This is a genomic window from Acidobacteriota bacterium (assembly GCA_016715115.1).
Classification (GTDB): domain Bacteria; phylum Acidobacteriota; class Blastocatellia; order Pyrinomonadales; family Pyrinomonadaceae; genus JAFDVJ01.
On sequence record JADKBM010000004.1, the window covers coordinates 721,863 to 740,281 of the forward strand.

The 18,419-nt window shown below is 54.8% G+C and carries 15 protein-coding genes; 10 read left to right on the forward strand and 5 right to left on the reverse strand.

The features are described 5' to 3' along the window. Positions 1-33: 33 nt before the first annotated feature. From IPN69_05415 to IPN69_05430, 4 genes are all read left to right on the forward strand, one after another. Positions 34-1,563, forward strand: coding sequence for an O-antigen ligase family protein (locus tag IPN69_05415; GenBank protein ID MBK8810156.1), 1,530 nt, complete (start codon positions 34-36; stop codon positions 1,561-1,563). Positions 1,564-1,683: 120 nt separating this feature from the next. Next, on the forward strand, positions 1,684-3,276 hold the full coding sequence (locus tag IPN69_05420; protein MBK8810157.1) for an FAD-dependent oxidoreductase: 1,593 nt from the start codon (positions 1,684-1,686) through the stop codon (positions 3,274-3,276). 16 nt (positions 3,277-3,292) lie between these two features. Beyond that, positions 3,293-4,345 (forward strand): hypothetical protein, encoded by a 1,053-nt coding sequence (locus tag IPN69_05425; protein MBK8810158.1) that lies wholly within the window; start codon positions 3,293-3,295, stop codon positions 4,343-4,345. Between the two features lie 28 nt (positions 4,346-4,373). Beyond that, the gene (locus tag IPN69_05430) at positions 4,374-4,931 is read left to right on the forward strand and encodes a hypothetical protein (protein ID MBK8810159.1); all 558 of its coding nucleotides are present in this window, start codon (positions 4,374-4,376) and stop codon (positions 4,929-4,931) included. Positions 4,932-4,970: 39 nt separating this feature from the next. Here the strand turns inward: IPN69_05430 and IPN69_05435 are convergent, their stop codons facing one another. The 4 genes from IPN69_05435 to IPN69_05450 form a co-directional block, all read right to left on the reverse strand. Then, positions 4,971-6,494 (reverse strand): polyamine aminopropyltransferase, encoded by a 1,524-nt coding sequence (locus tag IPN69_05435; protein ID MBK8810160.1) that lies wholly within the window; start codon positions 6,492-6,494, stop codon positions 4,971-4,973. An 84-nt stretch (positions 6,495-6,578) separates the two neighbouring features. Beyond that, entirely contained in the window at positions 6,579-6,791 is a 213-nt protein-coding gene (locus tag IPN69_05440) for a DUF350 domain-containing protein (GenBank protein ID MBK8810161.1), read from the reverse strand. Positions 6,792-7,037: 246 nt separating this feature from the next. Further along, the gene (locus tag IPN69_05445) at positions 7,038-8,987 is read right to left on the reverse strand and encodes a DUF4178 domain-containing protein (protein ID MBK8810162.1); all 1,950 of its coding nucleotides are present in this window, start codon (positions 8,985-8,987) and stop codon (positions 7,038-7,040) included. Continuing rightward, positions 8,984-9,382: an S-adenosylmethionine decarboxylase gene (locus IPN69_05450; protein MBK8810163.1), complete on the reverse strand. Its 399-nt coding sequence runs from the start codon at positions 9,380-9,382 to the stop codon at positions 8,984-8,986. The genes IPN69_05445 and IPN69_05450 overlap by 4 nt, the downstream gene beginning before the upstream one ends. A 98-nt stretch (positions 9,383-9,480) precedes the next feature. Between IPN69_05450 and IPN69_05455 the strand changes: the two genes are divergently transcribed. Together IPN69_05455 and IPN69_05460 are read left to right on the forward strand one after the other, a co-directional pair. Continuing rightward, entirely contained in the window at positions 9,481-10,437 is a 957-nt protein-coding gene (locus IPN69_05455) for a hypothetical protein (protein ID MBK8810164.1), read from the forward strand. Positions 10,438-10,509: 72 nt separating this feature from the next. Further along, the gene (locus tag IPN69_05460) at positions 10,510-11,175 is read left to right on the forward strand and encodes a dienelactone hydrolase family protein (GenBank protein MBK8810165.1); all 666 of its coding nucleotides are present in this window, start codon (positions 10,510-10,512) and stop codon (positions 11,173-11,175) included. A 227-nt stretch (positions 11,176-11,402) separates the two neighbouring features. Here IPN69_05460 and IPN69_05465 read toward each other — a convergent pair whose 3' ends face one another. Continuing rightward, on the reverse strand, positions 11,403-11,936 hold the full coding sequence (locus IPN69_05465; GenBank protein MBK8810166.1) for a DUF1232 domain-containing protein: 534 nt from the start codon (positions 11,934-11,936) through the stop codon (positions 11,403-11,405). A gap of 210 nt (positions 11,937-12,146) precedes the next feature. Between IPN69_05465 and IPN69_05470 the strand changes: the two genes are divergently transcribed. From IPN69_05470 to IPN69_05485, 4 genes are all read left to right on the forward strand, one after another. Next, positions 12,147-12,494: a histidine triad nucleotide-binding protein gene (locus IPN69_05470; GenBank protein ID MBK8810167.1), complete on the forward strand. Its 348-nt coding sequence runs from the start codon at positions 12,147-12,149 to the stop codon at positions 12,492-12,494. A gap of 81 nt (positions 12,495-12,575) precedes the next feature. After that, positions 12,576-13,457 carry a tetratricopeptide repeat protein gene (locus IPN69_05475; GenBank protein MBK8810168.1) on the forward strand — a complete coding sequence of 294 codons (882 nt, stop codon included), beginning with the start codon at positions 12,576-12,578 and terminating at the stop codon, positions 13,455-13,457. A gap of 610 nt (positions 13,458-14,067) precedes the next feature. Then, positions 14,068-16,191 carry a sigma 54-interacting transcriptional regulator gene (locus tag IPN69_05480; GenBank protein ID MBK8810169.1) on the forward strand — a complete coding sequence of 708 codons (2,124 nt, stop codon included), beginning with the start codon at positions 14,068-14,070 and terminating at the stop codon, positions 16,189-16,191. A gap of 91 nt (positions 16,192-16,282) precedes the next feature. After that, the gene (locus tag IPN69_05485) at positions 16,283-18,412 is read left to right on the forward strand and encodes a VWA domain-containing protein (GenBank protein ID MBK8810170.1); all 2,130 of its coding nucleotides are present in this window, start codon (positions 16,283-16,285) and stop codon (positions 18,410-18,412) included. Positions 18,413-18,419 lie beyond the last annotated feature (7 nt).

An 18,419-nucleotide genomic window follows, 5' to 3' on the forward strand; every position in this document is an offset into this window, starting at 1 on the left:
TGTCGCAAAATCTTAGGCAGCACACCGCGAGTTATGGAGAGATTCGTAAACTGGATAGATGAAACTGCCGGCTTGAACGCGAACGCACCTGCGTCGACGCTTTGGCTCGAACGCATCGTGTTCATTTTCCTGATCCTGACGACGCTCAGTGCGCCGCATTCGATTGCCGCGACGCAGATCGCTTGGCTTTCTGGAATGATGCTTTGGGTCGTTCGGATCTTCGTTCGCCCGCGTCCAACCTTCCGGCCAGGCAAGCTCGATTACGCGATCTGGGCGTTTTTCGGCTGGAGCGTAGTCTCCTCGGTCTTTTCTTATGCTCCCGATATTTCAATCAACAAGCTGCGCGTCGTTTCGCTCTTCCTGATGTTCTATTTCGTCTATCACAACGTCAGAAGCGCGCGGTCGGTCAGATTTCTGGCGGGAGCCCTGATCTTTTCAGCGATGGTCGCGGTCGTTTGGACTCCGGTCGAACGCGCCATCGGACGCGGCGTTCAAATTTACGATTTTCAAGGCGGGCCGTTCGAACAGGCAGCGCTCGCCGAGGGCGACACGATCCTTGAGATCAATGGTCGGAAAGTCAGTTCGCTCGACGACATTAGCCGGTTCATTGCCGAGGATCCGAATGCCGAAAAGTTCCGGGCCAAGGTTTATCACTCCGACTCGTATTTGACGATTGAAGTTCCGACCGGCCGAATCAAACCGGCATTGTCCCCTGACGAGTCGCTCTCCGTAAAGCGATGGCAAAAAGGGCGTACCTGGAGGTCGGCGGGATTCTACGGACACTACACGACTTTTGCCGAAGTTCTGCAGTTAATAATGTCGCTCGCGTTCGGGATCTTCGCGAGCCTCGTGTCGCAGCGTTTTGCCGCCCGGACAGACGTTGAATCGGGTGCCGGGTTGTTTTCGATCAAAACCCTCGGCTTTTGTTTGGCGGCGATGACGCTGGCGATGATCCTGACCGCTACACGCGCGTCCCAACTGGCGGTGATGGTCTCGGCCGCGGCAATCGTCCTGATGCTTGGAAACAAGAAACTGATTATCGCGCTTTTGGCCGTTGGCCTGCCGCTGGCGCTCGCCGGCCTTATCGTGCTCCAGCAAACCCGCGGCGTCGGTTTTCTCGATTCAACTGATAATTCGACCACCTGGCGGCAGACCGTTTATCGCGAGGGGTTGGAGCTATGGACGGCGAGTCCGCGCAATTTCGTCGTCGGCGTCGGAATGGACTCGGTCCAGCGCTACGCGAAAGATTGGCATTTGTTTGATGATGGACGTCTGCCGACCGGCCATTTTCATTCGACTCCGCTCCAACTCGCGGTCGAACGCGGACTGCCCGCGCTACTGCTGTGGCTGGCGATCATCGGTCTTTATTTTCGCTCTTTGTGGCGATTCAAAAGCGATTCTGCGGTCTTGAAGGGAATTGTCCTCGGGACCTTCGGAGGCGCGATCGGCTTCTTCTTGAGCGGATTGGTTCACTATAATCTCGGCGATTCTGAGGTCGCAATGGTTTTTTTCTTTCTGATGGGTTTGAGCCTTGCGCTGATCGATAAAAATGATAGGGGATAGCTGAAAACTGATAGTAAATAGGTGAAAACTGATAGCTGATATTGCAAATATCGCAACTTTCATTTTTCAGTTATCAACTCTCAGTTTTTCAGTTAACTCCAGTATAGTAATGAGCTGATCGTGAAATTTACCCGACGCGAAATACTGACCGCATTTCTAGGGGCGCCGTTTGCGTTTGCCGCCTGTCGAAATGCGTCCGAATCCGGAGAAATAGCCGGCGAGATCGTCGGGGCAAAGGTCGATGTCGGGCATATTCTTCGCGAACTTCGAAACGTTGAAGTTCCGGCTTCAAATTGGGAAAACGTGAATGTCGCCATTATCGGCGGCGGCGCCGCGGGTCTGAGCGCGGCTTACCATTTGAACAAAAGCGCGGTTAGCGATTTCGTTTTATTGGAACTCGAACCCAAGATCGGCGGAACTGCCCAAAGCGGCGAGAGTTCCTTGATCGATTACCCGTGGGGCGCGCATTACCTTCCGGTGCCTTTCCGGGAGAATCTTGAGTTGACGGCGTTGCTCGATGAAATGGGACTCACTGAAGGCCGCGGACCGGACGGCGAGATAGTTGTCAAAGAACAGTTTCTTTGCCGCGAACCCGAAGAACGCGTTTTTTACAAAGGCCGTTGGTACGAGGGTCTGTATCTGCACGTCGGCGAGAATGACGGAGAAAAGGCGCAGTTCGCCGCGTTTCAAAAGGAGGTCGACGCGTGGGTCAACTGGCGTGACGCGGCCGGCAGGCGCGCGTTCGTTCTTCCGGTGGCTGCCTGTTCGCGGGACGCCGAGGCGACGGCACTCGACAAGGTTTCTTTCGGCGACTGGCTTCGCGGCAAAGGATTCACCTCGGAGAGGCTGTTCTGGTATTGCGATTACGCGTGCCGCGACGATTATGGTCTGAGACTTGACCAGACATCCGCTTGGGCCGGACTATTTTACTTTTGCTCACGAGTGCGCAAGTCTGGCGAAGAATCACAGCCGTTCATCACATTCCCGGAAGGAAACGGACGGTTCGTCAATTTCCTTTTCGACAAGATCAAGGACCGAGTTCGCCTGAATTCGCTCGTCATCGAGATCATTCCAACCGACAAGGGCGTCGAAGTGATCTATCTTCGGGACGGTGAAATTCGCGGTTTGCGCGCGAGGAAGGCGATCTTCGCGTCGCCCGTCTTTACGTCTAGATATGTGATTCGTGACTTCAAACAGTCGCCGCCGGCGTTTGTAAAGGAGTTCGATCATAACGCCTGGTTCGTCGCCAATCTGTTTTTGAAGGATCGGCCGAAAAATCGTTTTACGCGCGACTTTCCGCTCGCTTGGGACAATGTTCTGTACGAGAGTCCGAGCCTTGGTTACGTCAATTCGACACATCAAAAGGGAATCGACCACGGTCCCGCGGTCTTCACCTATTACTATCCGATGTGCCACGAGGAAAATGCCCGCGCTAAGCTTTTCTCGTTGAATCACGGTGAACTGGCGGACATCATTCTGAGCGATCTCTCTCGCGCGCACTCCGGCATTCGCGAACTCACCGAACGGATCGACGTGATGCGATGGGGACACGCGATGATCAGTCCGCGAACCGGCTTTCTATGGTCAGGCGCCCGCGACGAGGCCCGGAAGCCGTTTCGAAATGTCCATTTCGCCCACTCCGACCTGAGCGGCATCGCGCTTTTCGAAGAGGCGTTTTATCATGGGGTCAGGGCGGCGAAAGAGGTCGTTTGACCGGAGGCCGAAAGCGATGGAGGAAGCTAAACCAAACCAAAACTGGCTGTTTTCGCGCGAAATCGATCTGACCGTTTTCCTGGGAAGCGCGGTTGTGTCGCTTTTGCTTCTTGCTTTCGGCTGGCAGATCGGCGTTTTGAATGAAGAGTCGCCGGATTGGACGTGGGTCACCGCCGTGCTTTTGATCGATATCGCACACGTTTGGTCGACCAGTTTCCGGGTCTATTTTGACGTCGAGGAATTGAAGCGCCGGGCGGTTCTCTATACGATGGTTCCGCTGGCCGGCTATCTCGTCGGAGTCGCGCTTTACTCCGAAGGCGAACTCGTCTTCTGGCGCGCACTGGCGATCGTCGCGGTTTTCCATTTCGTCCGGCAGCAGTACGGATGGGTTGCGCTGTACCGGCGGAAACGCGGTGAGACGAATCGCCTGAGCTGGTGGATCGATGCGTCGGCGGTGTACCTCGCGACGATCTATCCGCTCGCGTATTGGATGTCGAGCCTTCCGCGGAACTTCGAATGGTTCGTCGCGAACGACTTCTACGCGATTCCGAAGATTGTCGAAACGGTACTGTTTCCGCTTTACGTTTTTGCCCTGAGTTCATATTTTATTAAATCGGTTTTTCAGTATTTTGCCAGCGGATTCCTCAACATCGGAAAGGACATCGTCGTTGCCACAACGGCCGTCTGCTGGTACGCGGGAATCGTCCTGTTTAACTCGGATTACGCGTTCACGGTAACGAACGTCATCATCCACGGCGTGCCGTACTTCGCGCTGATCTACGTATACGCGCGGGCGCGGCGCGAGCAAACCGGGAAGGTTTATCGCGCGCTTTCGTCGAACTGGTTGGTTTTTCTCGCGACGCTTTGGGCGTTGGCGTACGTCGAGGAACTGTTTTGGCACCGCGGAGTCTGGCACGAGCGAAACTGGCTTTTCGGTTCGGACTGGAATCTGGGAAATCTCAAGATCTTTATCGTTCCGTTGCTTGCGGTTCCGCAACTGACGCATTATGTTCTTGATGGGTTTATCTGGCGCCGCCGTTCGAACGCGGGCCTTGACGAGATCGTCTGAGATGAAAATAGGATTTTGCATAGTTTTCTTGATCATTGTCTCAGTCGCCGCTTGCGGCGGCGGCAAGAAATCGTCCGAATCCTTCTTCGCCGTTGACGAAACGAAAGAAGCCGCGGACCTGGTCGATGCGGCGAACAAGAAGCTGAAACTGATCAAAAAGCGGTTCAAGGACAACGAACCGCGGTACGAACAACTGAAAGCCGCTTTGAAGGCAAAGGACGAAACCAAGGTCCGGGAGTTGTCGAACCAGTTTGTGGATCAGATCACGGCCGGAACGGATGAGGGAAACGAAGCGATCGAGACTTTGCGAAAGGCGAAGAATATGAACATCAACGCCGACTTCAGACAGTATTTGGATATGAAGATCGTCAGTCTCGAGAAGTACGTCGAAGCATTCGAACATCGGCGCAAGGCCGCGCAGATCTTGGGCGAAGGTTACGACCCGAAGGATGTGATGAAGCGCGACCGCGTGCTCGCCGAGTTCAAACAGGAAGAAGAAAAGTTCAACGAGATAATCGAAGAAGGCCGGCAATCGAGCCAAGACGCGAACGACCTCGCGAAAGAATCGTTGAAGAAGAAGAACTGAGTTCAGAGTTCCGCTTTCCGGCGGTTCACAAAGAGAAATCTACTCAAACTTACGCCACTCGGTCTCGTAATAGCGAACCAGAGACTGATTATCGAGCCGGTTGATCTCGATATCTTCATCGGGCCGCGTCATATCCGAAGAAAACTCGAACATCGAAGCGAAAGTCGTTTCATTCAGGAATCGTAATTCAAGATCGGGCCGGGTCTTTTGTGGAGTCTCGAATGGCGCGAGTTTTGCCAGAGCGTATCCCCAAATACCGAAACTCGGAACCGCCGTATTGTAAGGCTTCACCGTAAACCCTGCAGATTCAAGCGTTTTCACTATGCACCAGTACGACTTGCGTGCCATCAGCGGCGAGGTGGTCTGAATCACGATCGCCGAGTCGGGCTTCAGCTTCGACTTGAGCAGTTGATAAAAACGGGTCGTGTAGAGTTTGCCAAGCGCGAAGTTGTTCGGATCGGGAAAATCGACGATCGCGATATCGAACGGCTCTATCTTCGCGTCGTCGAGCCAGACGAACGCGTCCTTGTTGACCACCGAAACGCGAGGATCATCGAGCGAGTGACGGTTGAGTTCGCCAAGTGCCGGAACGGTCCGCGAGACCTTTGTCATTTCCGGATCGAGATCGACCAACGTGACCGTTTCGATCGACGGATACTTGAGGATCTCGCGCACCGCCAATCCGTCGCCGCCGCCGAGGACGAGAATCCGTTTCGCCTCGCCGCCGTAAGCCGCGAACGCCGGATGGACGAGTGCTTCGTGATAACGGTATTCGTCGAACGAATTGAACTGCAGATTGCCGTTCAGAAAAAGCCCGTAGCCGACCTTGCCCTTGGTGACGACGATGCGTTGATACGAAGAACTCTTGGCGTAAATGATGTTATCGACGAAGAGCGCGTCTTCCGCGAGAGACGTCAGCGAGTCGGCTTTGATGAAGCCGATGACCAGCAGGATCACAATCACGAATCCTTTGATCCGAAGGATGGTCAGGTCACGGTTCCTGATCAGATCGTCGAGCAGCCACGTTCCCCAAATACCGACACCGGCGTTGAGCAGTCCGAACAGCAGCGACGTCCGGTTGAGCCCGAGGCGCGGGACGAGAAAAATCGGAAACAGAAGCGAGGCGACGAGCGCGCCGACGTAGTCGAGCGCGAGCACGCGCGCGACGAGGTTCTTGAAATCAAGCTCATTTTTGAGGATCCGCATCAGGATCGGAATCTCGAGTCCGACGAGAACGCCGATCGCGAAGACCATCGCGTAAAGGACAATGCCGAAATAGGTGACGTTGGCGAATGTAAGAAACAGCAACGGAGCGGAAAATCCGCCGAGGATCGCGACCGCGAGTTCGATCTCAACGAATCTTTTGGCGAGATCCTTGTCCAGAAATCCGGAAAGCCACGACCCGACGCCCATCGCCGACAGGTAAATGCCGATGACGAGCGAAAACTGCGTTACGGAATCGCCAAGGACATAACTCGATACAGTCGCGGCGAGCAGTTCGTAGATCAAACCGCACGTGGCAATGATGATAACGTTAAGAAATAGAAGCGGTACGCGACGCACGTTCTGGAGGACGACGGGCAAGGGAAGGAGAATGAAACAATCGTGTCCATCTTCCTTCCGTCATACGTCACCCGTTGACGAGGATTAACCGTTGATCGCCGACGCAATGATGATCGCGATTCCGATGATCATCGCGCCAATGATGATCGCCAGCGATGTATTCTGATCTTCCTCGATTTCCTTTTGGACCGAAAACGGTGAAACCTTGACGACGATAATGAAAGCGATCGCAAAGACTATCAGGCCGATTCCAACGAAAATCACAGTCGTTAGCAGAACCGGCAACAGTTCTTCCATTTTGACAATAAGCGCAAGCGGAATCGCCGCCGCCAAATTATTCAGCATTTATTTTCCTCCACGAAATCCGCCGTAGAAAAACGGCGTCCCAAGTCTTGAATTTCTCCCGGAATTGGCCAATTCCCAGCCAAACCACGAGGCGGCGGTGTAAGTAAGCAAAACGCCGCAACCGAAGATAATGAATAGTGCTCTCATCATATTTTTTGTCCTGCATCAATCGAGGCGACCACAACCCTCGGTTTCGACTCATTCATCGTCGTCCGACCCCGAACTCATCGCCGCCGCGCCGAACATACTTTCGCTCCAGCGCCTTGATTCAAACGAAAACTTGCGGATCAAACCGAGAATCGGAAGAATCGCCAAAACGACCAGCGCGCAACAGAAGTTGACGCCCCGCGATATATTCTGTTCGACCTTCACGGCGACGGGCATCGGCTCGCTGAAATTTTGCCAGGTACCTTCAACCCGGAGCGTGTACTTTCCAGCCGGAAGCGAAGAAAGGGTTGCGTCCTGTGATTGCGAACCTTCGGTCCAAGAACCATCGCTGTCGGAACCGCTGTAGTATTCGATCGGAACGTTAACCGATTCGACCTCGTTGTTCTGGTCGTTAACGAGGTCAACGTCGAGGTCCGCCCAGGAATTGCTCACTGGCGCTTGTGCGGTTATCCGAACGTTGCGGTTTCCTTTCAGTTCGAACTGCTGACTGAACGCGGCCTGCGGAGTCGTTGCGCTCGCCGCCGGCGGAAGCGTTATGGTCTCATTCAGCGGCGTGCTGCCAAAGCCGCCGAGCGGGATCATCACGATCGCGACCAGGAACAGCGCCGCCAAGAAGCCGAATCCCCATTTGATGTAAAAACCGCCGGTGAACGGCTGGTTCGGCGCGACCGACCACGGTTTCGGGAGATCTGCGATATTGAACGCCTTTTCGACCTCCGCATTGGTCTGATAAACGCCGACCGACCAATTCACTTCCTTGTCGGTGCTTTCCTGCGAAAGCATCATCGGCGCCGCGACATAATCGACCGCGCGAACAGTTTCGCCCTGCTCGACGCGCCAGTAGAATTCGCCTTGAACGAACTCGACCCGCGCCGGCGCATCCTGAAAGATCTTGAATTTGTGTCCGTTATAATTGACGGAACCGCCGAATCCGAAAGACTGAACGGTTTCGACTTCCGCCGGATTGATCGGTTCGACAAAGTTCCAATGATTGTCGCTGTGGACGAGCCAACGGAATCCGACCAACGGATTATAAAGCAGATACTCGTGCCAGAAATACGTGATCCCATCAATCGAAACGCTTCGCACGACGGCGCCGATGACACGAAATGTGACGTCGTTGAACACGCCGTCCATCCCGACTTTCAAAGCGAAATCCGGCGGCGATGCCGGCGGGATCAAGGCCTTGAGCCAGGTCAGTTTGCCCTGATTGACGTCAAGCAGGGAATTGCAGAACGGACACGTCACGCGTTCCGACTTGTCCGGAGCGTTCAAACTCAGCGGACCGCCGCATTTCGGGCAGCCCAATCCTTGAGTCGCAACGCTTGCCGCCTCTCGCTTGACCGGTTTCGCGTGCGCGAGGCCAATGTCGTCGAGCGTCACGATCTGCCCGACGAAGACCCACGGCGGGCTCAACGAATAGTCGATCGTGCCGAACGCATTGTCTTTCCCCGATAAATCGGCGTAGTTGCTCCGCTCATTCGGTTCGAACTTGTACGGGATCTCGCCCTCGGCCGCGACCGATGTCGCCGTCCCTTTTTCGGTCACCATCAACTGTGACTTGTTCGGGATCTCGGGCAGCGGTTGTCCGATGGTAAGCGATTCAAAGGGCGGAAGCGAAACGCCTTGGGGCAACGGTTGATAGAACGTTAAATAAAATCGGCCTTGTGCCTCCGCGAGCCATCCGACCCAACCGTTTCCGAATGTTGCGTACCATTCGTCCCAGACCCCGCCAAGTTCGTGCCGGTTTTGAGCTCGCCCGGTCAGTTCAAACTTATGGCCCCGAAACTCGCCTTTCAGCCCGATTTTCAAAGGCGATTGCGAATCGACGATATCCGCGACCTTTCCAAGATCTTCAACTCCGCGATCGGTGCGCGAAACGGCCGACCGGCAAAACGGGCAGATAACTACGATCGTTGAGCCCTTCTGAAACTCGATCGGCCCCGCGCAGCTTGGACAGTTTGACTTGAGTACGCTCAAATTTCACCCCCAACAATCTTCGATTTGGGATTTGGGATTTGTGATTTCGAACCGTCGCCCCGTTCGACCTTGGTGATCTGCACCGAACCCGCGCCGATCATCGACCGCAATTTGGATTCCCAGTTCCATTCGGGTCTGGATTGACAACAGTAAAGATTGAAGGTTGCGGTTCCGTATTCGGGATAGGTGTGACACGCGAGGTGAGATTCCGTAAGCATCGTCAGACCGGTAACCCCGCCTTCGCCACCGAATTTGTGCCAGTGCGGTTCGCCAAGAACTTTAAGCCCGAGATCCTCAATGAGCAACGCGAAGACGCCCTGAAGCGCCGCAACCTCGCGAAGTTTCCGCGGGTCGCAATCAAAGGCTTCAATTAACCATTCAGTTCCAACGATCATCTTTCGGGGCAACCAAGATATCCTAACGATTTGCAATCAAGTAAAGTTCCGAACCGACTCGCGGCCTAACTCGTTTATAATCTTTCAAAGCGTGAAGTATGTCGAGAAAAACTATACTCAAAATTTTCAGCTTTGTCATTTTTCTTGCGGTCCTCGGAGCGACTTTTTCGGCGTGTGCCCCTTCGTTCAAAGGCGGCGGCCCGAAAGACATCGGCAACGACGGAAAATCCGATGATTATCGGCCGCCCAATGTAGTCGGGCGGATCGATTCGGGTCAAATCAATGAGAGCAGCGGCATCGCCGCGTCGCGCTGTCAACCCGGCGTTCTTTGGACACACAACGACTCCGGCGATGGGCCGTTCATCTATGCGATCGACGAAAAAGGCGGTTCGCTCGGAACCTGGCGGGTTCCCGGCGCCGAGAACGTCGATTGGGAAGATATTGCCGCGTTCAAGAACGATAAAGGCGAGTGTTTTCTTTACATTGGCGAGATCGGCAACAACGAACTGAAGCGGTCGGAAATGAAGATCTATCGCGTGCCCGAGCCGAAAATCTCGGCCGCCGCGCGAGGTTCGGAGCGTTCGAATCCTCAGTCTGCCGAGCCGGCCGTCGCGATTCGGTTCACCTACGCCGATGGCGCGCACGAGGCCGAAACTCTGATGGTCCATCCGACTTCAGGCGACATATATGTTTTGACCAAGAGCCGGAAAGATGCGTCCGGCGTTTACCGGATTCCCGGCGACTCGCGCGGCGCGGTTTCGGTGAAGAAAATCGCCGAAATATCGGTGCCGTCGATTCCGGACGGACTGCTAACGGGCGGCGACATATCGCCGGACGGCAGACGCGTCGTCGTCTGCGACTATTTCCTCGGTTACGAATTGAAACTGCCGGACGCGGCATCGGGTTTCGATGATATTTGGAAAGCGAAGCCGCTGGCGATCACGCTCGGAGAGCGAAAAGTCGGCGAATCGATCGGGTACGCCGCCGACGGCCTGGCGATTTTCGCGACGAGTGAGAAGCTTGGATCCCCGTTGATCAAGGTTGATCGGAAATAGGCGTTCTTGTGATTCGCGGCCAATGAAACTAGTATTCTCTTACACGAATTTGATAACGGGAGTATTTGCAAAATGAAAAACGAAACGATCAATTTCAACACCTTGAACGGCGATTCGAGCGCGTACGTTGCGATCCCTGATGAACCGAATAGAAAGGCCGTGATCCTCATCCACGAATGGTGGGGACTTAACGATCACATCAAAGACATTGCCGGACGTTACGCGGCCGAAGGGTTCACGGCGATCGCTCCGGATCTGTACCGCGGGATGATCGCGACGAACCCCGACGAGGCATCGCGGATGATGCACGAACTCGGAATCGGCGACGGACTTGACACGATCGCGGCTGCGCTCGGAACGGCCTCCGAAAAATACGGTTTCGAGCATTTCGGAATCTCCGGCTACTGCATGGGCGGGACATTCGCGCTGCGCGCTGCGTGTGAGATCCCTGGAATCAGCGCCGCCGCACCGTTTTACGGGGACATTCCCGAAGAAGACGTGTTAAGCAAACTGACGACGCCGGTCTTATTCGTCTCCGGCACCCGCGACCAGTGGATCAACTCCGAAAAGGTCGCCGAATTGGAAGAGATCGCGAAGCGGTACGAGTTGCCATTGACTTCGGTTAAGTACGACGCCGACCACGCGTTCTTCAACAACACGCGTCCGGAGGTCTTCAACGAAACCGCCGCCCGTGACGCCTGGGCGCTGGTCACCGGCTTCTTTGCGGACAAACTCTAGGGATTTGGGATTTGGGATTTGGGATTTGGGATTTGGGATTTGGGATTTGCGATTTGCGATTTGCGATTTCCGATTTGGGATTTGCGATTTGCGATTTGCGATTTGCGATTTGCGATTTGCGATTTCCGATTTGGGATTTGCGGAGTGACTGCGAGTCAGTACCGCCTGCGTGAGCGGGCGGGCGACCGTTGGGATTGGACACCGCCAATCCAAAATCGAGAATCCATTCAGTTCGTCATTTTTGAACTCGAGTCGACGTTGACCTTTTCCTCTCGCGGGATCTCAACCATCACCGACGCGCGCTTGCGTGTGATCGCGCCGAGCGCTTTGCCGGCCGGTCCAAGTTCGACCTCGGACGAGAGGACGCGGGAAATTCGGGTCGGGAGCAGTTTTGGGGCAAGCCCGGCGATCAGGTTCGCGAGTCCGACAATGTCGCCGCCGCCGGGCCAGTTTTCGCGAACGACCGATTCATCGGTCCGGTTGATAAGCCGTAGCAGCGTCAATGCGACAAGATAGATGTCATCGACCTGGCCGATGAACGGAAAGACATCCGGGATCAAGTCGATCGGCGAGATGACATAGACGATCGCCGCGAGAAACAAGCCTTTTTCGGCCAACGGCACGCGGCCGTCCTTCATTAGCTTTCCGAGCAACACGACCATATTCGGCAGGAACATCATAAAACTCCTCATTCTGCCTTTGAATTCGGACTTTTCCTTTCGCGAAATCTTTGTACTGGCCGTTCTTTCTGGTTTGCTCATATTTACCTGTCCTGACAGTCTAAGGAATACCTGCGCTTAGAGCAAGTTTTGAACTCGCAGGTTGCATCGATTCGGCGTTCGGTTAACTTACTTCGAGGATTTGCCGATTCCTATGACGAAGACCGGGAGTAATGGCACACTTAACTGAATTCTTTCCACCCGGTTTTTGCCTGAGTCTTTTCAAGTGTGCTTTAATGTTGCTTCCGAATTATGAGCGAAAACTGTCTTTTCTGTCGGATCATTGCCGGTGAGATCCCGTCATCGAAGGTTTTTGAGGATGATGTCTGCTTTGCCTTCAACGACATCAGTCCGCAGGCGCCGACGCACATTTTGATAGTTCCGCGCGAGCATTTTGCGTCGCTCGACGCGGCGCGCGACGAACATCGGGAGACTCTCGGGCACCTGTTGCTGAAGGCTGCCGAGATCGCGCGGTCGAAGGGCTTTGCGGACGACGGTTATCGAGTGGTCGTCAATACGAACGGCGACGGCGGCCAGACGGTTTTTCATCTTCACGTCCATTTGCTCGGAGGGCGTCCGTTCATTTTTCCGCCGGGCTGAGGATTTTCTGCAAACCCCTGGTGGGGAATCGCTTCTAACGGGCGACGTTTTAAGGATCGAATTAGGTTGGGGAATCGATTGATGAGAAACATCTTGCTTATATCGTGCTTCGCGCTGATCGCGGTCGCACAGTTCGGTTGCCGGTCGTCGGCGCCTGCAAACAACTCGAACTCGCCGGCGGCCAACTCGGCCGCAAATTCAAATGCTCAGACCGCTGCGTCTGAGACTCTTCCCGAGTTCACCGATGCTCCGACGGCGCTCGCCGAAGGCAACAAGCTTTTTGACGTCAACAAGACTGATCTCGCGATCCTCGCGTACAAGAAGGCCGTTGAGCTCGATCCCAACCTCGGCGAAGCCTGGTTCAAGCTTGGAATTGCCCAAGCGCTGATCGAAAAGGAGAAAGAACTCGAATCTGTCAACGATCAGACAGAATACACGCCGACGCCGACGCCTTCGAAGAAAGACGCGCAGGCTGCCCGCACCAAAGATTCGGAGAAATCGTTTGAGAATGCTGTCAAAGCTTACAAGAGACTGCTGGCGGCGAACACCAAAGATGATGCGGCCCATTATAATCTGGGACGAGCCTATGAAAAGCTCGATGAGGACGAAGACGCTCTCAAGTCGCTGCGCGAAGCCGTCAAACTCAAGCCCGAAAGCACCGAATATCAAACCGGACTCGGTTCGATTCTGATCAAACTCGCGCAATACGACGAGGCCGTCCGCGTTTTGAAAAAAGCGATCGAACTCGACCCGGAGAATTCGCAGGCCGAGGAACTTCTTGAGAAAGCCGAAGCCGGAAAGAAACGAATCAACTTCAGCGTTACGCCGAAACCGCAATCGACGTCGGCCGCGAACACCAAACCCAAGACCGATGACGATGCCGCTGCCGGCGACGTGCCGGTCACCTCGACGCCGAAGCCCAAACCGAGTCCGCCGAAACTCGACAAAAAAGGCGACCAGTAGGGATTGGGGATTTGCGATTTGTGATTTGGGATTTGCGAAATTTGTCGTCCTTGCGGCTTGCCGCCCGGATGTGCGGAAAGGCTCGGCCTTTCCGGGTCGGGCTTACTGCCCACGCGGCTGCGCCGCCAATTGCCGATTTGCGGCAAAGCCGCAGAATTGCGGGAACGTTGTAAGGAAAGGCACAGCCTTTCCTTACATCCGGGCGGCAAAGCCGCCATGAGTGCACAATCCGGGCCGCATTGAGTGGCGTGAAAATCGGGGAATGTGTGTGGGGATTTGCGATTGTCGATCCTTTGCGGGCTTTGCGTACTCTGCGCGGGATCCCGCGCAGAGTACGCGCAGTTCGCAAAGCGACGATAAGACGTTTTTGGTGTTGACCGCTCTTCTTTAAGCAGATGTGTTCGAATCGGAAGCATCTACTTGATCTCATCCCATCTGTCTTCATCTGTGGTCAAGAAAGCGATGGTTTTTCAAACCTCCCGAATCTGGAATCTGGAATCCGAATCCGAAATTGAGTTGTTTCTAAACACCACACTTCGTTTCGCCGCTGTGTCAACTTGACACTATCGACCAGGTCGGTTATGACTTGAAATGCGCCTTGCCCTCATTTATGAAGATCGAACTCGAAATACCGCAATCACTTTCACTCGAACGCAAGATCAAGATGCACGAGGCCCGCGAAGCGATCATCGATCGGTTGGCAAGGGATTTGCCGACGAACATCGATCTCGAACGATTCCTCAACGTCGTTGTTTCCGAGCTTGGGCGAATGATGCACGCGGACCGTTGCGACCTTTTGCAGTTGACGACCGAAAGCGAACTGCGAATCAGCCACGAATGGCGCAAGGACAAGACAATCCCTTCGAGCCTCGGCACCGCGATCCCGATCGACGTCGTCAAACTCGCGGAACGCTTCGACATCTCGAAACCGATCGCGATCAACGATATCGCAAAAACCGACAACACCACACTCAAATTTTTCGCCAAAGCGCTCGAAACGAAGTCGCTGCTCATCGTTCCGATCAGTCTGAGCGGAAAGCCGCTCGGACTTCTCGGACTTCACGACACCGGCGCGCCGCGCGAATGGTTCGACGAAGAAATCCAGTTTCTCGAATCGATCGCTCAGCAGCTCGCGATCGGTTATCAATACACGACCCTTTACGTCGCCCAGGAACAGGAGACGCGCCGAACGAATGCGCTTCTCGAGATCGCCAACACGCTCAACTCACACTCTGACTTCAAGGTCGTTTCGTCGAGTGTGCTCGAACGCGCGGTTGAACTTGTCGGCGCGGATTACGGAGCGCTCGGCGTGCTCGACCGATCCGGGAAGAAGATCTCGCTGGCTTCGTTCAAAACAGCGCCGAACGTCAAGCCGAGCAAGGTTCTGCAAATGATCGAAAAGCACAACCAGTCGCTCGATATCGAACCGTTTCCGGCACTCGGCGACATTCTGCGCGAAGGCAAAACGATGCGGATCGTCGATTCGCAACTGCCCTTTGCGGTCCGTCTGATCTTCAATTCACAGCTCAACGGCAAGGCGGCGCTCGTCGCTCCGGTTCGCGTCGCCGGGCAAGCCTTCGGCCTGATCGGGTTCGTTTGGAGCGAACAAACCTCGTTTGAGGACCACGAAGTCGCGCTCGTCGAAGGCATCGCGGACCAGATCGGAACCGCTCTCGAACGCGACCAGCTCAGCGCTGAGGTTATGCGTCTGAAATCGCAGCTTCACCAGCGCCACAGCGAGATCATCGGCCAGGCGCCGCCGATCCGCCGCGCGATCGAGCTTGCGTTGAACGTCGCCGATACCAACACGACGGTGCTCATCAACGGCGAATCCGGAACCGGAAAGGAATTGCTCGCGAACCTGATCCATTACAATTCGGGCCGCGAAAACAAGCCTTACGTCAAGATAAACTGCGGCGCGATCCCCGAGACGTTGCTCGAATCGGAGCTCTTCGGTCACGAAAAAGGTGCCTTCACCGATGCCCGTGCGCAGCGCCAGGGCCGTTTTGAGGAAGCCAGCGGCGGAACGCTTTTTCTTGACGAGATTGGCGAGATGCCGCTCTCGGCGCAGGTCAAACTCCTTCGCGTTCTGCAAGACGGCGAGTTCACGCGGATCGGCGGCAAAGAGGTTCTGAAGACCGACGTGCGCGTCATCGCCGCGACCAACGTCGACCTCGAAAAGGCCATCGAAGACGGCCGTTTCAGAAAGGATCTTTACTACCGTCTGTCCGTTTTCCCGATCGTCGTTCCGCCGCTTCGCGAGAGAATCGAAGACATCAATCTGCTCGTTTTTCACTTTCTCGAAGAATACAAGGAAAAGACCGGCCGGTTCGTTTCCGGGATCTCAAAAGAAGCATTGCGGGCGCTCGTTAACTACGAATGGCTCGGCAATGTCCGGGAACTTGAGAATGCCATCGAGCGCGCCGTGATCATCGCCACCGGCCGTCAGATTGAACTTGACGACCTTCCCGAAGCGATCAGCAAAAAGGCGTTCGAGCTCAACGCGCAGGCACGCCACGAACGCGCGAAGGCGGCGTCGGAAGGACGCGCCGTGTCGCTTCAGATCGACTTTCCGGCGACAATGGACGAGATCGAAAAACTGGCTATCGAAATGGCGCTCGATTACACCGCCGGCGACAAGTCCCGCGCCTCAAGGCTTCTGAACATCGGCCGCAAAACGCTTTACCGCAAACTCGATCAATTCGAAACTGAAACACCGGCGGATTCGGAATAGTCTTGTCAAGGGATTTGCGCGGCGGGCCGTATTTGCCGGAAAATACTTCAGAAACGCGCATTTCCCTGCGGCCTTTAGCTTCGGAGGTTTTATGAGATTCTTTTTCGGATTTCTTTTCGGTGCATTCATTTCCGTCTCGGCGCTTTCCCAGATACCAAAGCAAACGCCGGTGCCGGACGATTCGATCAAGGTCTCGACGAATCTGATTCAAATAGACGTTTCCGCAACTGACAAGGATGGTCGGGCGGTGACCGACCTCCGGGCCGAGGAATTTGAGGTTTACGAAAACGGAAAGAGACAGGATCTGACGAATTTCACGTTCGTCTCGACCGTTAAGACCGTCAATGAATCCAAGCCCTCCGTGAAGCCCTCGAAAAACTCGATCCCGATCCCGCCCGTCAGACTCAGACAAGAAGACGTTAGACGGACGTACGCGCTTGTCGTCGACGATCTCGGCCTCAATTTCTCAAGCGTCAATGCCGTTCAAAAAGCGCTTCGCGATTTCATCAATAACCAAATGAAAGACGGCGATCTGGTGGCCATCGTTCGCACCGGCGCGGGTATCGGCGCTCTTCAGTCGTTTACGAACGACAAACGACTCTTGATGGCCGCGGTCGACCGTATCAAGTGGAATTCGATGGGTCGGGGCGGAATCGGCCCGTTCGTTCCGATCGAACCGACGCTCCGTGAGGAATTGGACGGGATGCAGAAAGCTGACGGCAGTACCCGTGAGGTTGCCGGAGTTGCCGAAGAAAAGGAACTCCTGAGACAATTCGACGAGTTTAGAAACGACCGTTTCTCGATCGGAACGCTTGGATCGCTGCGCTACATAATTCGTGGAATGAGCAGCTTGCCCGGACGTAAGTCCATTATCCTGTTTTCCGAGGGCTTCGCGCTGTCCGGCGAAGGGAATCGTGTTCTCGATGCGATGCGGATTGTCGCCGATCTTGCGAATCGCGCGTCCGTCGTTGTTTACACGATCGATCCGCGCGGAGTTATCGATCCGACGATGGCCAATGCTTTCGACGATATTCGCCGAGTCGTTCCGGACAGTCCGGGAGCGGGTCGATTCGACGAAGGACCGAGAGAAAAGCGTGCGGCCGACTTCCGGGAATCGCAATTGAGCCTTAACTTCCTGGCGGCCGAAACGGGCGGGCTTTCCATCAAGAACCAGAACTTCTTTGAGCGCGGATTGTTGCGGGTCGTCGAGGATCAGAGCAGCTATTATCTTCTCGGCTACGAACCCGACGAGAATCTGTTCGATCCCAAAAAGAGCAAGTTCAACAGACTCGAGGTTCGCGTCACCCGTCCGGGCGTGAAGGTCCGTTATCGAAGCGGCTTTTTCGGAATTACCGACCAGACGCTGCGTAACGCGACCGTAGCGCCGCAGCAAAAGATCATTTCCGCGCTTGTCTCGCCGTTTGAGGTCAACGAAGTGAATCTTAGCGTCTATCCGGTTTTCGACAACGATCCGAAACGGGGCGATTTGATTCAAGCCCTGGTTCACATTGATGCGAACGACATCGTTTTTTCGGAATCGAACGGAAATCGCAAGGCAAATTTCGATCTGATCGCAATGACTTTTGGCACTAACGGCACGCCGGTGGACCAGTATTCGAGAAACTACACGATCGAGGTCAGCGAGCGTGCGTACCGGAATATGCTCAAAAACGGTTTTGTCTATTCGCATACCGTTCCGATCAAGAAGAACGGCGCATACCAGTTTCGCATTGCGCTTCGCGACACTGTCACGGACAAGGTCGGGTCGGCATCGCAGTTCATCGAAGTTCCGGATGTAAAAAAACGTCTCGTGATGTCGAATTTGGTTCTCGATGCCTTCTCGCAGGACGAATGGGCCAAGTTCAGGGCGGGCGGAAGCCGCGATGAGAGTGAACGGAGTGTTCTGCTCGACGCCGCGGTCCGCAAGTTTCGACGAGATTCGATAATCCGATTCGACTATGTCATTTACAATCCGAAACGCTCAACGGCGCTCGAATCGCAAACGCGTTTGATTCACGACGGAAAGGTCATTTTCGAAGAAACGCCGAAGCCTGTAAGAACCTCCGGTCTGAAGGATCTTTCCAGAATTGAAAGCGCCGGCGGACTAAGCATCGGCAACTCGCTCGAACCCGGCAGCTACATCCTGCAAGTTGTGGTTTTTGACAGATCCGACGAGAAAAGGTTCACGGCGCAGTTTGTTGAATTCGAAGTTGTTGACTGAACTCGGT

Coding starts and splice junctions, on each gene's coding strand:
- IPN69_05415 (MBK8810156.1), top strand. CDS start 34: ATGGAGAGATTCGTAAACTGGATAGATGAAACTGCCGGCTTGAACGCG.
- IPN69_05425 (MBK8810158.1), top strand. CDS start 3,293: ATGGAGGAAGCTAAACCAAACCAAAACTGGCTGTTTTCGCGCGAAATC.
- IPN69_05440 (MBK8810161.1), bottom strand. CDS start 6,791: ATGGAAGAACTGTTGCCGGTTCTGCTAACGACTGTGATTTTCGTTGGA.
- IPN69_05450 (MBK8810163.1), bottom strand. CDS start 9,382: ATGATCGTTGGAACTGAATGGTTAATTGAAGCCTTTGATTGCGACCCG.
- IPN69_05455 (MBK8810164.1), top strand. CDS start 9,481: ATGTCGAGAAAAACTATACTCAAAATTTTCAGCTTTGTCATTTTTCTT.
- IPN69_05460 (MBK8810165.1), top strand. CDS start 10,510: ATGAAAAACGAAACGATCAATTTCAACACCTTGAACGGCGATTCGAGC.
- IPN69_05465 (MBK8810166.1), bottom strand. CDS start 11,936: ATGAGCAAACCAGAAAGAACGGCCAGTACAAAGATTTCGCGAAAGGAA.
- IPN69_05470 (MBK8810167.1), top strand. CDS start 12,147: ATGAGCGAAAACTGTCTTTTCTGTCGGATCATTGCCGGTGAGATCCCG.
- IPN69_05475 (MBK8810168.1), top strand. CDS start 12,576: ATGAGAAACATCTTGCTTATATCGTGCTTCGCGCTGATCGCGGTCGCA.
- IPN69_05480 (MBK8810169.1), top strand. CDS start 14,068: ATGAAGATCGAACTCGAAATACCGCAATCACTTTCACTCGAACGCAAG.
- IPN69_05485 (MBK8810170.1), top strand. CDS start 16,283: ATGAGATTCTTTTTCGGATTTCTTTTCGGTGCATTCATTTCCGTCTCG.